Consider the following 13,311-nt stretch of genomic DNA (forward strand, 5'->3'; position numbering starts at 1 on the left):
GATGATCTCTCCCGTCACAGGATCGATCATCACCCCTGTCATCTCGGTCGTGGACTCTGACACGGCCGTCTCCTTTCGGATCAGGCCGGACCCTCACACACCGTTTTTCTTACAGTCCCGTGCCGTCGGCGGGCAGCCGGCGCATGAAGTTAAGGTGCAGCTCGGTGGTAACTACCCAGTCGAGGTCATCTACGTTCATGCGGAGGGATGCTGAAAGGGTGTTATCCAGGATGACTGCAGCGGCGGCCCCTGTCGGCCGGCCGTCCATATCGAGGACCCAGTGGCCGGTGTCCATGGACCCCATGTGAACGCCAAGAAACCCGTCGGGGCGGTCGCTGAGCAGGCTGACCCTCATCATCTTCTCGACATGGCCCCTTATCATCGGGCGCGTGACCGGCAAGTTGGGTCCATCTGAGAGTGGCGCAGTTTCGTTGCGCCCCATTGTGGCGGGGGCGGATCGTGGGTGGTGGCCGGAAGCGGTCATTGACAAAGAGTCACACCTTCGGGTTCGTTGGACGGTCAATTCGGCAAACTAGCAGAGTGGCGAGCATGTCTGATGCATCGATCTTTCCTCGGGAAGTCACTCGCGTGAGCAGGACAAGAGCGTCAGCAGGCTAATAGTCGGTCTGCAGGCGGGCATTACGGCTTTGCACCCACAAGGTGGAGATGCCGTTCACGTCGGGCATGACACATCCCTGGCCGAGAAACCGGGACGGCATGGTTTGGGCCTGCTCCTCTGACTGTAGGGGTTGCCACCAGCCAGTCTTGGGGCAGTGCTCACCCGTGTGGATAGCGAGCGTTTCGGTTCGCGTAGTCATAACGGTCCTAAGAGGAGAAGTAGGGGTTGATGCACCGCTAATTGCGGTGTGTTGTACGAAGAGAGCCTGAAGATCTAGGGGATAGGGCAGCAGAAGGCGGCAGGTACAGGGAAGACGGTCCCGGGGGTGTTGGGTTATTTGCTGACCTTGCCCATGCGGGTGGCGATTGGTGTGGTGAACAGTGGTTGGGTGAGGAACCAGGCGGCAGCGACCACGGCCAGCGATGCTAGGAAGACCACTAGGCCCCACCAGTCCACAAGGTCCCGGGAGGTGTACATGTGGTTCAGGTTCCGTAGTGCCCCAGTGAAGAAGACCAGGAAGATGTGCACGATGGTGAACGCCACGAAGTAGAGCATCACCGGGAAGTGCACTGCACGGGCCCACTCCACCGGGTAGGCCTTGTTGAGCCGTTCGGCTTTCTCCGGCCACCAGGTGGAGAACCGCATCCCGGAGAGGACAGCCAGTGGGGCAGCGATGAATACGGTGACGAAGTAGGCCATGACCTGAAGGGCGTTGTAGTGTGCCCACCCGTTCTCTGAGGGCCAGTCCAGGGAGGCGTATTGGATGGCTGCGGAGGCCATGTTGGGGATGGCGTCCCAGTGGGTGGGCACGATCCGCATCCACTGCCCGGTGGCGAACAACAGCACCACGAACACCAGGCCGTTGGCGACCCAGAGTACGTCCAGGCACTGGTGTAGCCATTGGGTCAAGGAGACCTTCTTCGGGCTGTTGCCCCTTGGAGCGAAGAAGGAGTTCTTCTTCGCCGTCCAATAGCCGGGGGGTTTGCGCTCGGTGCGGACCTGCAGGCCGGTGCGGATGATCAGGACGATGAAGAACATATTCAGGAAGTGCTGCCAGCCCAACCAGGCTGGGATGCCCTCAGGGGCGGACGTCGGTTGGGAGGCGTGCCCGTCATAGGTCGCAATGAACTGTTGCACACCCTCCAGGGTCCGCAGCCACCGGACGCCCAACACGACCGCTGCAGCCACAACCAGCAGCCCGGCGACAGTCAGGGCTGGCTTCAGCCACCTCCGCCGAGCGGTCGATGGCTGGGCCATTCGGGTCGTGGTGGGGGTGCCAGTGCCTTGGGTGGCGGCGGGGCTCCCCGCGCCCGGCGGGGTCTGGGCGGCAGCATGGGTTTGCGCGGCGGACGGTTCCGCAGCTGGCTTGGAAGCTGGGGCGCTTCCCATACGTGTTTTCGGAGCAACATTTTTTTGAGTTTCCGACGTGGCCGTGCCCCGGGCGTCCTGGGTGGATGTTGCCGCGGCTGACGGGGCCTCGGAAGATGTCGGGGTATTGCCCATGCGCCGTTTCCGTGCAGAAGGTGCCGCTCCCACCGTCGCTGGCCTAGTCGTGTCTGCAGTGGCTTGGCTGTGTGCTGCGGCCGGTGAATCCGCCGGCGTCAGGGAGCTCGATGATGTTGCCGCAGTGGGGCCGGGTGTGGGCAGGGGGTGCTCCGCCAGGTGTTCGGCTGCCGGGGCCGGCGCCGGAAGGGGCGAGGACCCATGGTCGGGTTCCTGTTTGTCCGGCGTGGAGGTGGGCCGTGTGTCGCTTGCCGGCACGCCTGGGGGAGTGTCCAGCGGCTTGTAGCCTGCCATGCGGCGCCGTGCCGTGGGCCTGCCTGGGTTGTGATCGCTGGTCATGGTAAGTCTCTGTCCTTGGTTCGGGGGATGGGATGGCCCGCGGCTGCGTCCGGGCGTGCTGTCAATTGCGGCGGTTGTTGATTTCCTTGATGAGCTGCGGGACCACGGCGAAGATATCCCCGACGACCCCGAAGTCAGCGATGTCGAAGATTGGGGCGTCTTCGTCGCTGTTGATTGCCACGATTGTCTTGGCGGTCTGCATTCCGGCGCGGTGCTGGATCGCTCCGGAGATCCCCAGGGCTACGTACAGTTGGGGTGTCACGGTCACGCCGGTCTGGCCGACCTGGTAGGACTGCGGCACGTATCCGGCATCCACTGCCGCCCGGGAAGCACCCACTGCGGCGCCAAGAGAGTCAGCGAGATCCTCCACGAGAGAGAAAGCGTCTTTGGATCCAACACCCCGGCCGCCGGAAACCACGGCCTTGGCCCCGCGCAGCACCGGCCGGCCGGTGTCGGCCGGAATATCCGTGAGCTCGACGATCTTCGCTCCGGGAGCCACCCGGGTTGCCACGGGCGCTGTGGTGACCTGCGGGGCTTCCACAGCCTGCGCGCGGGCTTCGACCGAGCCTGGACGCACGGTCACGATCATCAGCCCGCCCTCCACGGTGGACTCGGTGGTGAAGTCGCCACCGAAGACCGCGTGTGAGGCGATGGCCTCCTGGTCGTCCTCGTCGTAGCGCACAGCGACTGCGTCCGCGGCCACAGATCCACCGGTTACGATGGCCAATCGGCCGGCCACTGCCTTCGAGTCGTTGGTTGCAGGTACCAGCACCACGCGTGCCGAGTAGGCCTGGATCGCGTCGGCCAGGGCACCGACCTGTGCTGAGCCCAAGCCTGTGGCCGCAGGGTCGGCTTCGGCCACGTAGACGTGGGCGGCGCCTAGCGCCCCCAGCCGGGCAGGCAGGTCCTCATCGGTCCCGGGGGCGGCGACCACGACAGCTACGGGGATGCCGAGTCCGGCTGCCGCCCCGAGCAGGGACGCCGCTGTCGACTTGGGCGATCCCGCGCCGGTGGTCTCGATCAACACGAGTACATTTCCAATGTTTGCCATGATGGGTTCCTTTTACCTCTTGGGTAGCACCGGCCAGGGACGCCGGGGGCTGCGGTGGGGCCGTGTTGGGCCTTAGGGATACGACTAAAGACAGGACAGGGAGTGTGTGCCCGGTCAGAGCAGGCGGTTCGAGACCAAAAAGTCGGCCAGCTGGGCTGCTGCAGTGCCGTCGTCTGGGATTTTCGGGCCGGCCTGCTTGGGTGGGCGCGCCGCAGCCGAGACCATCACCGAACGCACGGCCGCGGCCTCCGGCCCGGCCTGGATTCCCAGGTCAGCTAAGGACCACGTCTCCAGCGGCTTCTTCTTGGCCGCCATGATGCCTTTGAAGTTCGGGAACCTGGCCTCCGCGGTTTTCTCCGTCACGGAGATCACCGCCGGGTACCCCGCGGCCACCCGGAGCGTGCCTCCGTCCACCTGGGCCCGTCCCGACGCTTCGCTGGTGGTGATGGCAACTTCGTCCAGTCCCGGCAGCACTGGCCAGCCCAGAATCTCCGCAATCATCGCCGGGACCATTCCTCCCCGCCCGTCGGTGGCCTCGTTGCCGGCCAGCACCACATCGACCGCGCCGATCTTGTCGATCGCGGCGGCCAGTACGCGGGAGGTCTGGACCATGTCCGACCCCGGCAGGGCCGGGTCGTTGACGAGCACCGCCGAATCCGCGCCCATCGACAACAGCTTCCGGAGCGCCTTGTTGGCGTCCTCCGGACCCATGGCCAACACCACTACTTCCGTATCCTTATTGGCGTCCTTGACCAGCAGCGCATTTTCCAAGGCACGCTCGTTGATCTCGTCCGGTATCGGATCGGACGCGGTCCGGTCCAACAGTCCGGACTCCAAATCAATCTTCCGGTTCGACCAGGTATCCGGAACTTGCTTAACCAACACGACAATCTTCACTTCAGTTCTCCTTCTAATAACGCTTTCATCGGGTCCCAAGGCTGTCACTGCTGAGGGGACGGAGAGCTGAGCAATAGCTCAGCGACGGTTGGACCGGTTTGTTACTTGCCATAGGAGGGCGCTGGCAACCAGGGTCAAGGCCCCGAAACCGCCGGACATCACCACGAACGGCGTCGTGCCCAACGGAACAAGGCCCAGTGCAAACGTGCCTAGGGCCGTGCCGGCGTATAGGGCGGAGTTGTTCCATGACAGTGCATAGGTGCGGTTCTTGCCGGCCGAGTGGGCCAGCATTTCCTGGCCGTTACTGACGAAGGCTGATCCTGCCGCAAAGGTCAATCCCCAGCCGGCCAGGGACAACCAGAGGTGACCCGACGCGGTAGCCAGTGTGATGAAGGCGGTCATCACAACGGCGAAGACAAGGTTCAACAACTGTTGCGAGCCTTTCCGGGCTCGAACTGAGTCCACGAGACGGCCTCCGATGGTGGCTCCTATCAGGGAACCCACTCCTACGGTCGCCCCCACGAGACCGAGCTGGGCCGTATCCAGGCCGAACCGGGTGAAGAGTAACGCCCCGGCGAAGGTGTAGGTGGCATAGCGGGTGGCCTGCGCAAAGAAATTCGCCGTCAACAGGAGGCTGAACTCCTGCCGAGCCCACAAATTCAAGGAGTCCGCGAACGCCGCCGTGATCCCGACCTTCTCCGGGACACGGGCTTCCTTGCCCAAACGCAGCCCGATCAGCACAGCCAGCGCTGCACCGAACACGCTGATTGCCAGGAAGGTCCACCGCCACGATGCGAAGGAGGCGATAAGTCCTCCCAGGGGAACACCTATGATCTGCCCGGCAGCAAAGGTCGATGCCACGCCCGCTACGGCCTTGCCCGCCTCGTGGGGTGCCGCAGTCTCTGTCGCAAATGACCACACCGGTGGGCCCATGATCGAGGCGCCTACGGCAGCAACCACCCGGCCCGCTACCACCAGTTCAAGCGTTGGCATGAGCGCCGCCCCTACAACTCCGATACTGAATACCGCCGCGCCGAACCACATGGCCGAACGCCGTGTGAAGCGGTTGGTGACCAAGGCGACTGCCGGGCTGAGCAGGGCGTAAACGAGGGAGAAACTCCACGCAACCACTGATGCCTCGCCGATGCTTACCCCGAAGCCCGCGCTGATCTGTGGCAGCAGCGGCGAGACCATGAACATGTCCATGCCGAGGACGAGGAACAGCGAGGCGGCCAACCGTTGCTTGCCCCACGGGGTGGTCATGACCCTTGAAGTGGTTACCATTGCCCGGCTCCCTGTCCCTGTTGCAGTGCTGCTGTGCACGAAGTGTCATGGTGGTCACGCCTCATGGGCGAGGGCGGGCCTGCCGGCCCGTCGTCGTGGGTCAGAGGCCCATCCTCTTGGCCAGGACGTTCCGCTGGATCTCGTTGGTACCGCCGCCGATCGGGCCGACGCGGGAATCCCGGAAGTACATTTGCATGTCGTATTCCATGGCGTAGCCGGATCCGCCATAAACCTGCAGGCCGATGTCGGAGACCTTGAAGTTGTTCTCTGTGGCGATGATCTTGGCGATCGAGGTCTCCTCGATGGCAGACTCACCGGCATCCAGCAGTTCCGCCACCCGGTAGGTGGCCTGGCGTGCCTGCTCGGCCATGATCCACATGTCGACCAGTTTGTGCTGGATCACCTGGAACTTGGAGATCGGCTGGTCGAACTGGATACGCTGCTGTGCGTACTCGGCGGCATCCTCCGTGATCCGGTAGCAGTTCCCTGCCGAGATCGCGGCCAGGCCGAGTCGTTCCAGGCCGAGCGCCTTCATGAGGTTCTTCCAGGTTTTGCCCTCCTCACCGATGCGGTCTTCGTCGGGGACGAAGACGTTCTCCAGCACAACTTCGTTGGCATGTGTGGTGCGCCGCCCCAGCATTTGCAGCGGGTTGACTGTCACTCCGGCGCTCTTGGTGTTGACCAGGAAGGTGGTGAAGCCTTGGTGCCGCTCAGCGTTCGGGTCCGTCTTGGCGACCACAACGAGGTAGTCGGCCACGTGGGCGCCGGAGATCCAGACCTTGGTACCGTTGAGTACCCAGCCGCCATCCTTCCTGACTGCCTTGGTTCGAAGGCCGGCTACGTCAGAACCGGTTCCTGGTTCGGACATGGCGATGGACATCTTGATCGAGCCGTTGATGATGCCCGGGATGATCCGGTGCTTGAGCTCCTCGGTGCCGAACTTCGCCACGTGCCCGCCAGCGTAAATCGATGTAATCATCACCGCTTGCCCGATGCCGGCGTAATGGTAGCCGAGGGTCTCCATAAAGTTGGTGATGTCCTTGTAGCTGGCGCTTGCGCCTCCGTATTCCTCCGCGAAGAAGAGTCCCAGGAAGCCACTTTCTGCAAGTGCATCGTAGGCGGCATGCGGGAATTCCTTGGCTTCGTCGATCCGACGGATCTCTTCCCGGGGCAGCGTTGCTTCCAGGATCTCCAGGACCGCCTCGCGGACCGCCTTCTGATCCTCGGTGAGCCCCGTGGTGTTGACCAGTAACTTCATTGTTTTGTCTCCAGTGGTAGTCATTTGTGCTGCGGTGTTTGTCGTGCCGATGGGCCGTTAGTTGGCAGCGGGTTCCGGCACGGTTGCCGCTTGTCCTGCCAGCCCGGCCCTGGTGTAGGCCATGGTCTTCATCAGGCCCCGCTGGACTACGGTGTCGTCCTGATTCACGAGCTCCATCAGCCTGACGACCACGCCGCGGTCGAGTTTCGATGTCACCTTGGTGCCCTGGACGGTGGTGCGCAGCCGCACGGTGTCCCCGATGAGGATCGGTGCGAGGAACTGCCATTCGTCCACGCCCAGCGCCGCGATGGCGGTGCCGTCGAAGTCACCCATGCGGGCGCTGAGTCCGGTGACGATCGACATGCCCAGGGTTCCGTGGGCGATCCTCTGTCCCAGGGGGGAGCGTCGGGCGTACTCGGCATCCGTGTGCATGGGGTTCGAGTCCCCGGAAATCCACGAGTAGATGACAATGTCCGTCTCGGTTACCGTTCTTGCCGGGCTTTCGTTGACTTCACCGACGACGAAGTCTTCTACGCATTTGCCCATTCCGCTGTCCCTTCTGCGTGGGCGGCGACCGGTGTGGCATCGACCGGTTGCGGTGCGATGCCGTGTTCCCGAGGTGTCAGGACGATGAGGGCGTCCACAGCCATGGGTCCGTGGTCCCGGGTGATGCGGACGGGGTTGAGTTCGATTTCGGTAGCCAGGCCGTCGAGGTCCCGGACGAGCTGTGAGAACGCGACGATGGTGTCGGCGAGGGCATCAATGTCGTAGGGGGCTTGGCCCCGGGCTCCCTCAAGGACCTTGACCAGCGTCATCTCCGCTATGGCTTCAAGGGCCGTCGGGCGGTCGAGCGGGGTGAGGTAGACCTTGACGTCCTTGAGGATCTCGACCCAGGTGCCCCCGGTGCCGAGCAGCACCAGGGGACCGAATACCGGGTCGAAGCGGGCACCGAGCAGGATTTCGGGTCCGTCTCCGGCCATCTGCTGCACGCTGTAGCCAACGATATGGGCGTGGGCGGCCTCTGAGACTATGCGCGTGGACATGGTGGTGAACGCGTCGTGGACCTCATCGGCGCTGGCAAGCCCGACCTTTACGCCGCCTACCTCGGACTTATGCAGGATGTCCGGGGACACGACCTTAAGTACCACCGGGTACCCCATGGATTCCGCAGCGGTTACTGCCTCGTCCGGGGTCTGGACCACCTGCTCCCCGGGGACTTTGATGCCGTAGCGGGCCACGATCTCCTTGGCTGCAGTTTCCGTCAGGGCAGCCGCCTCGGTGGTCGCAGCCTCCAGCAGTCCGGCCGCGGGATTTCCGGATACGGCATTCGCGGCGGGCTCTGACAATGCTGACCAGTCGGTGCGGGCGTGCCAGTCCATCCACCGTCGGATCGTCCACATGCACCGGGAGGGGGACCGGAAAACGGTGACGGAGGCGTCGCTGTCCAGGTCGCGGCTGCCCGGCCCTTCCAGCCACTCGTTCATCCAGACGGCGGCCAGCGCCGTCGAGGTTTCGCTGGCCACCTCTGCAAGGTACCGGGCCCGCACGCCTGTGGTTGTTTCGTGGACAAAGGTTAGTGGCACCACCACGGCCCCATAACCGGGATCGTCGCAGAAGGAGGTCACTGCTGTTTTGAACGTGGAGATGTCCTTGAGTACCTCGGCGGTAAGGTCCGCCGGGTTGGCCATGGAACCGAAACCCGGGACGATGTCCTGGAGGATGGCAGCGGTAGCGTCGTCCAGCGGAGTCAGTGGCAGGCCGTTTTCTTCGGCCTTGTCGGCGCAGATCACTCCTGCCCCGCCGGAGGTTGCCATTATCCCCACGCCTTCCCCGTTCGGACCCTGGGGATTGCGGGCGAAGAATGTGGCGACTTCCAGGAGCGCCTCGAAGTCCTCGACCAGGACGGCGCCGGCCCGGCGGAAGGCTGAGCGGTAAGCGTCGGCGGAACCGGCGAGTGTCCCGGTGTGGGACAAGGCGGCCTGGCTGCTGGCCTCGCCGTTGGCGGCTTTGTAGACGATGACGGGTTTCCCGGCCCGGCCGGCCTTCAGGATGGCGTCTATGAAGCGGCGGCCGTTCGAGATGCCTTCCAGCAGGCAGACGATGACTGAGGTGTCCGGGTCCTCCGCAAGGTAGGAGACGTAGTCTGCGACGTCCACATCCACCGAGTTTCCGCAGGCGAGGAATTTACTGAAGCCCATGCCGCGGTGGACGCCCTGCAGGAGTGAGTATCCGAGAGCGCCGCTCTGCGAAACCAGGGAGATGCTGCCGGCCTCACCTGAAATCATGCGTCCGCAGTCGGTCATGAAGTTCATGGCGGCCTTGCTCTGGGCATTCACCATGCCGATGCAGTTGGGGCCGGCGAGCCGCAGCCCGCCTTGCCGGGCGGTGTCGAGCAGACGGAGCTGCGCAGCTTCGCCGTCAACATCCCCGGTTTCCCGGTAGCCGGAGGCGTAAACCACGGCCCCTCCTATGCCCAGGCGGGCGGCTTCCTGGATGACCGGCTCTGCCAGGTGCTGGCCCACGCAGACGATGACGCAGTCAGGGACCTCCGGGAGGTCGGCCAGGTTGGCAAAGGTGGGCCGGCCGAGGATCTCGCTGTGCTTCGGATGGATGCCATAGACGGTCCCCGTGAAGTTGGCGAGGTTCTCTAGTGTCCGGCGCCCGAAGCTGCCTTCGGTGGGCGATGCGCCCACCACGGCGATGCTCTTCGGCTCAATGAGCCGGCGCAGATCGTCGCGCCCGTACAGGGGCCGCTGCTGAATCATGTCTCTCCTGAGTGTCAAGGGTTGAACCATTGCAATTGTGGCGTTAGTCTCAAGATACGTCAAGAGCATTCCTTCAAGGCCGCCGCACAGAAACGGCCAGGATTCGTCAGGAGCAAAGAATGGGCAGAGTGGCAGTCATTGGATACGCGGCAACACCGGTAGGCCGGTTACAGCCACGACCAGGGGAAGTCGGCTCCCTTGAGCACGAGGTCCTGGCCGACGTCGTGCTCCGGGCCGTTGAGATGGCCCAAGTGGACAAGACCGATATTGGGGGTCTGAGCTTCGCGCAGCCGCGTCCGTATACCCAGCAAAAGTACTTCGGGACATTCATGGCCAGCTATTTGCAGCTTCCCTGCGACGGGTTCGTGGCTGAGGTCCTTGGCAACGGGATGACTGGTGGCCTCGCCTTTGAGCATGCTGCCGACAACATCCGTTCGGGGCGTGCCAAGGTGGCGCTGGCCCTCGGCGTGAACTACGAAACCGCTGTGACCTCCGGCGAGCACATGATGAGCTCCATGCGCGCCGTCGGGGACGTGGACTTCCAAGCCCCCTTTGGGATCACGCCCATCGCCTGGTACGCCATGGACATGATGCGCTACTTGCACGAGTTTGGCGCGACCCGCGAAGACGTAGCCACTGTGGCAGTGAAGAACCGCCACCATGCCAGCCTGAATCCGCTGGCACAATACCGCAAGCCCATTACCCTCGAAGAGGTCCTGGCCCAGCCGACGATCGTCCACCCCCTGGGGCTCTACGAAGTGCCTCCGCGAAGTGACGGGGCAGTATGCCTGGTCCTGGCCGACGAGGATGTGGCCCGCGCCAGCGGCCGACCCTACGTCCTGGTCCGCGGCACGGGCTTCCACCATGAGGGCGCCCACCAGATCACGGCAACACCCAATGACATGATCGCACTGAACGCAGCACAGAAGGCCGGTGGACAGGCGTTCGACGAGGCCGGGTTGAAGCCCTCCGACCTGGACTTTGCAGAACCTTATGCACCCTGCACGATCGTAGAAGTCCTGGTCAGCGAGGCGCTGGGAATTGTTCCGCGTGGTGCCGGCGCCAAATTTGCGGCAGAAGGCAGGACCTCCCTGGGCGGGGACATTCCCATCTCCACCTCGGGTGGACTGACGTCCCGGGGCCACCCCGCCTACGTGACCCCGCTGTACAACCTCCTGGAAGCCGTGGAGCAGCTGATGCACCAGGCGGGCGGGCGTCAAGTCCAGGACGCAGCGATCGGCCTCGCCACCGCCGAACTTGGCAACTACAACGCAGCTCTTGTACACATCCTTGAAAGGGTTTCCTGATGATAAACACCGTGACGCTGGATCATCCCCACCCGTACCCACCGCGTAAGACCCCTTTTACCACCCCGTTCTGGGAGGCCCTGGCGGAGGGCCGCTTTATCACCACCCGGTCCGGCGCGGACGGGTCGATTACCTTTCCGCCGAGGGACTTCGATCCGGCCACGTGGAACAGGAATATCGAATGGGTGGAGCTGTCGGGCCGCGGAACCTTGTACTCGGTGACCTCGGTCCACGCGGCTCCAGAGGTATTCAGGGAGTTCACGCCGTACCAGGTGGCGATCGTCGATCTGGACGATGGTCCCCGTTTGGCCACTGCGTTCCTCGGACCCGTGGAAACCCCGCTCGACTCCCCGGTGGAAATCGTTGCCCTGCGCTACAGCGACCAGGTCGCTTTTGCTGCCAGGCCGCTGGTCGCATGAAGCCGTGACGGAGGTATTCCAGCCATTCGCAAACGTCAGGCCCCGGCGTGCGGTGGATGAGATCCTCGAACAGATTCGACGTCGGATCCAGTCCAATGAGCTCAAGCCGGGTGAAAGGCTGCCCAGTGAACGGGACCTGGCGGAGCAGCTCGGTGTCAGCCGTAACACTCTTCGTGAAGCTCTCCGGATGCTGGAATCCTCCGGTCTCGTCACCCTGAAAAAGGGCTCCACCGGCGGCGCGTTCCTCAACGATTCGAATTCGGCCGCCCTGACCCAAAGCCTGCTCGATGGGATGGGGCTGCGGCAATACGACGCCAAGGAGCTCATCGATGTCCGGGCGGTGCTGATTAACTACGTTGCTCAGCAGGCGTGTCTGCATGCCACGGACGCTGAAATTGAGGAACTGGCCGCCGTTGTCAGTTCCTCAAAGGAAGCGGAAGCCAACAACATCGAATATGCCGATCGGCTGGAGCTCCACATCCGGTTTCACCGGAAGCTCGCACAAATCGCCCACAATGGAATCTCCGAAGCGCTGATGGGACCGCTCCTGGAGATCACGCGGCAATTCCACGAGGACGCCGGCCCCACCGGCGGACTGGAGACCCACGGAAGCCGCCGCAAACTCGTCCAGGCACTGCGGGACCGCGATCCGGTCGCCGCACAGCAGGCATTGGCCCGGCACTTTGACGCGCTTCACCGAAGCGTCCGGGCCAGGTCGCTCGGGTAGCCCCCGGACACGAAGGAAGCCAGTTCCGGGTTGTACGCCCGGGACTGCTCTTTGCCGTTCAAGCCGGCTCGCACGTCCAATTTTTCTGCAGTTCCTTCATGATCATCCCGCGACTGCATTCGCTGTCGACGAGATGTCATTCGCGTGGTGGTCCGAGAATCGCCCCAGCAAGATGAACTTCCAGATCACCCCACTGTCAAGGCTTCGTGAAGGACATGCGTCAGCAAAGGCCAATGTGTCGCGGTTAGGCCGCCAACTCTGTATGGTTGATCCATTACAAGCGGGTTGAGATTTCGACGCCTGCCAGCTCGAGGAGAGTTGTCGCTGTGGCGATGTCACTCAAACGGCCTGGCCTCACCCGCGCAAGGCTTAACGAAGGTGGACAGTGGATTTCTCAGCACAGCCGTTCGCGCAGGTACAGCCGCGCCGCGCCGTCGATGCAATCATGAAGCAGATCCGCGACCGCATCCAATCAAACGAGCTCAGGCCCGGGCAAAAGCTTCCCAGCGAGCGGTTGCTGGCGGAGCAAATGGGCGTAAGCCGAAACACCGTGCGCGAGGCTATCCGTATGTTGGAGGTGTCCGGCCTGGTCACCTTGAAGAAGGGGGCGACAGGCGGTGCGTTCCTCAATGATTCGAATACGGCTGCCCTGTCCCAGAATATTCGTGATGGGATCAACCTTAACCAGTACGACGCCACGGACCTCATCGATGTGCGCTTGGTGCTGGAGACTTATGCTGTCGAGCGGGCCTGCCTCCATGCGACCGACGAAGAGATTGATGAATTGGCTGCCATTGCCGAGCAGTCGAAGGGTGCCGAGAGCTCCGAACCAAGTTATGAACGCCGGCTGGTTCTGCATATGGATTTTCACCGGAAGCTCGCCGCCTTTGCCCATAACCGCGTGCTTGAGGTATTGACAGAGCCGCTGCTGGAAATGACCCGGCAGTTCCACCTCAAGTCCGGACCAGCCGCGGGAATGGAAACCCACGATATCCGTGCGCGCCTGGTTCAGGCGGTCCGGGATCGCGATCCTGAAACTGCCAAAAAGGTGTTGGCTGAACACTTTAAGGCACTGCAGGACCGCATCTTTGCTGTCTCCCTCCACAGCTGAAAATGACTGATGCTCCGGAGCCCTTGGCTGG

General features: G+C 63.2%; 12 protein-coding genes. 4 read left to right on the forward strand and 8 right to left on the reverse strand.

Annotated elements, in window-relative coordinates; genetic code table 11:
* Positions 1–109 precede the first annotated feature (109 nt).
* From AC57BR_RS00185 to AC57BR_RS00220, 8 genes are all read right to left on the reverse strand, one after another.
* On the reverse strand, positions 110–358 hold the full coding sequence (locus AC57BR_RS00185) for a hypothetical protein (protein WP_496357779.1): 249 nt from the start codon (positions 356–358) through the stop codon (positions 110–112).
* Between the two features lie 594 nt (positions 359–952).
* On the reverse strand, positions 953–1,876 hold the full coding sequence (locus AC57BR_RS00190; protein WP_496357780.1) for a cytochrome b/b6 domain-containing protein: 924 nt from the start codon (positions 1,874–1,876) through the stop codon (positions 953–955).
* A gap of 646 nt (positions 1,877–2,522) precedes the next feature.
* A complete protein-coding gene (locus AC57BR_RS00195) occupies positions 2,523–3,512 on the reverse strand; it encodes an electron transfer flavoprotein subunit alpha/FixB family protein (protein ID WP_496357781.1) in 990 nt (329 codons plus the stop codon).
* Positions 3,513–3,626: 114 nt separating this feature from the next.
* Positions 3,627–4,409, reverse strand: coding sequence for an electron transfer flavoprotein subunit beta/FixA family protein (locus AC57BR_RS00200; protein ID WP_496357782.1), 783 nt, complete (start codon positions 4,407–4,409; stop codon positions 3,627–3,629).
* A gap of 78 nt (positions 4,410–4,487) precedes the next feature.
* The gene (locus AC57BR_RS00205) at positions 4,488–5,693 is read right to left on the reverse strand and encodes an MFS transporter (RefSeq protein WP_496357783.1); all 1,206 of its coding nucleotides are present in this window, start codon (positions 5,691–5,693) and stop codon (positions 4,488–4,490) included.
* Between the two features lie 100 nt (positions 5,694–5,793).
* Positions 5,794–6,951, reverse strand: coding sequence for an acyl-CoA dehydrogenase family protein (locus tag AC57BR_RS00210; protein ID WP_496357784.1), 1,158 nt, complete (start codon positions 6,949–6,951; stop codon positions 5,794–5,796).
* A gap of 57 nt (positions 6,952–7,008) precedes the next feature.
* The gene (locus AC57BR_RS00215; protein ID WP_496357785.1) at positions 7,009–7,497 is read right to left on the reverse strand and encodes a MaoC/PaaZ C-terminal domain-containing protein; all 489 of its coding nucleotides are present in this window, start codon (positions 7,495–7,497) and stop codon (positions 7,009–7,011) included.
* A complete protein-coding gene (locus tag AC57BR_RS00220; protein WP_496357786.1) occupies positions 7,482–9,716 on the reverse strand; it encodes an acetate--CoA ligase family protein in 2,235 nt (744 codons plus the stop codon). The genes AC57BR_RS00215 and AC57BR_RS00220 overlap by 16 nt, the downstream gene beginning before the upstream one ends.
* A 128-nt stretch (positions 9,717–9,844) precedes the next feature.
* On the opposite strand from AC57BR_RS00220, the gene AC57BR_RS00225 reads away from it, so the two are divergent.
* The 4 genes from AC57BR_RS00225 to AC57BR_RS00240 all read left to right on the forward strand — a co-directional run bounded on the left by AC57BR_RS00225 (position 9,845) and on the right by AC57BR_RS00240 (position 13,280).
* Positions 9,845–11,023 (forward strand): thiolase family protein, encoded by a 1,179-nt coding sequence (locus AC57BR_RS00225; RefSeq protein ID WP_496357787.1) that lies wholly within the window; start codon positions 9,845–9,847, stop codon positions 11,021–11,023.
* Positions 11,023–11,442 carry a Zn-ribbon domain-containing OB-fold protein gene (locus AC57BR_RS00230; protein ID WP_496357788.1) on the forward strand — a complete coding sequence of 140 codons (420 nt, stop codon included), beginning with the start codon at positions 11,023–11,025 and terminating at the stop codon, positions 11,440–11,442. The genes AC57BR_RS00225 and AC57BR_RS00230 overlap by 1 nt, the downstream gene beginning before the upstream one ends.
* Positions 11,443–11,446: 4 nt before the next feature.
* The gene (locus AC57BR_RS00235) at positions 11,447–12,169 is read left to right on the forward strand and encodes a FadR/GntR family transcriptional regulator (protein ID WP_496357789.1); all 723 of its coding nucleotides are present in this window, start codon (positions 11,447–11,449) and stop codon (positions 12,167–12,169) included.
* Positions 12,170–12,554: 385 nt separating this feature from the next.
* Positions 12,555–13,280, forward strand: coding sequence for a FadR/GntR family transcriptional regulator (locus tag AC57BR_RS00240; RefSeq protein WP_496357790.1), 726 nt, complete (start codon positions 12,555–12,557; stop codon positions 13,278–13,280).
* Positions 13,281–13,311 lie beyond the last annotated feature (31 nt).

The organism is Arthrobacter sp. BGA-UO-ETr-C19 (assembly GCF_059568005.1).

Excerpts from the sequence above, each read along its gene's own strand:
- AC57BR_RS00210 (WP_496357784.1), bottom strand. The coding sequence starts at position 6,951 with ATGAAGTTACTGGTCAACACCACGGGGCTCACCGAGGATCAGAAGGCG.
- AC57BR_RS00190 (WP_496357780.1), bottom strand. The coding sequence starts at position 1,876 with ATGGCCCAGCCATCGACCGCTCGGCGGAGGTGGCTGAAGCCAGCCCTG.
- AC57BR_RS00220 (WP_496357786.1), bottom strand. The coding sequence starts at position 9,716 with ATGATTCAGCAGCGGCCCCTGTACGGGCGCGACGATCTGCGCCGGCTC.
- AC57BR_RS00230 (WP_496357788.1), top strand. The coding sequence starts at position 11,023 with ATGATAAACACCGTGACGCTGGATCATCCCCACCCGTACCCACCGCGT.
- AC57BR_RS00215 (WP_496357785.1), bottom strand. The coding sequence starts at position 7,497 with ATGGGCAAATGCGTAGAAGACTTCGTCGTCGGTGAAGTCAACGAAAGC.
- AC57BR_RS00195 (WP_496357781.1), bottom strand. The coding sequence starts at position 3,512 with ATGGCAAACATTGGAAATGTACTCGTGTTGATCGAGACCACCGGCGCG.
- AC57BR_RS00205 (WP_496357783.1), bottom strand. The coding sequence starts at position 5,693 with ATGGTAACCACTTCAAGGGTCATGACCACCCCGTGGGGCAAGCAACGG.
- AC57BR_RS00185 (WP_496357779.1), bottom strand. The coding sequence starts at position 358 with ATGATGAGGGTCAGCCTGCTCAGCGACCGCCCCGACGGGTTTCTTGGC.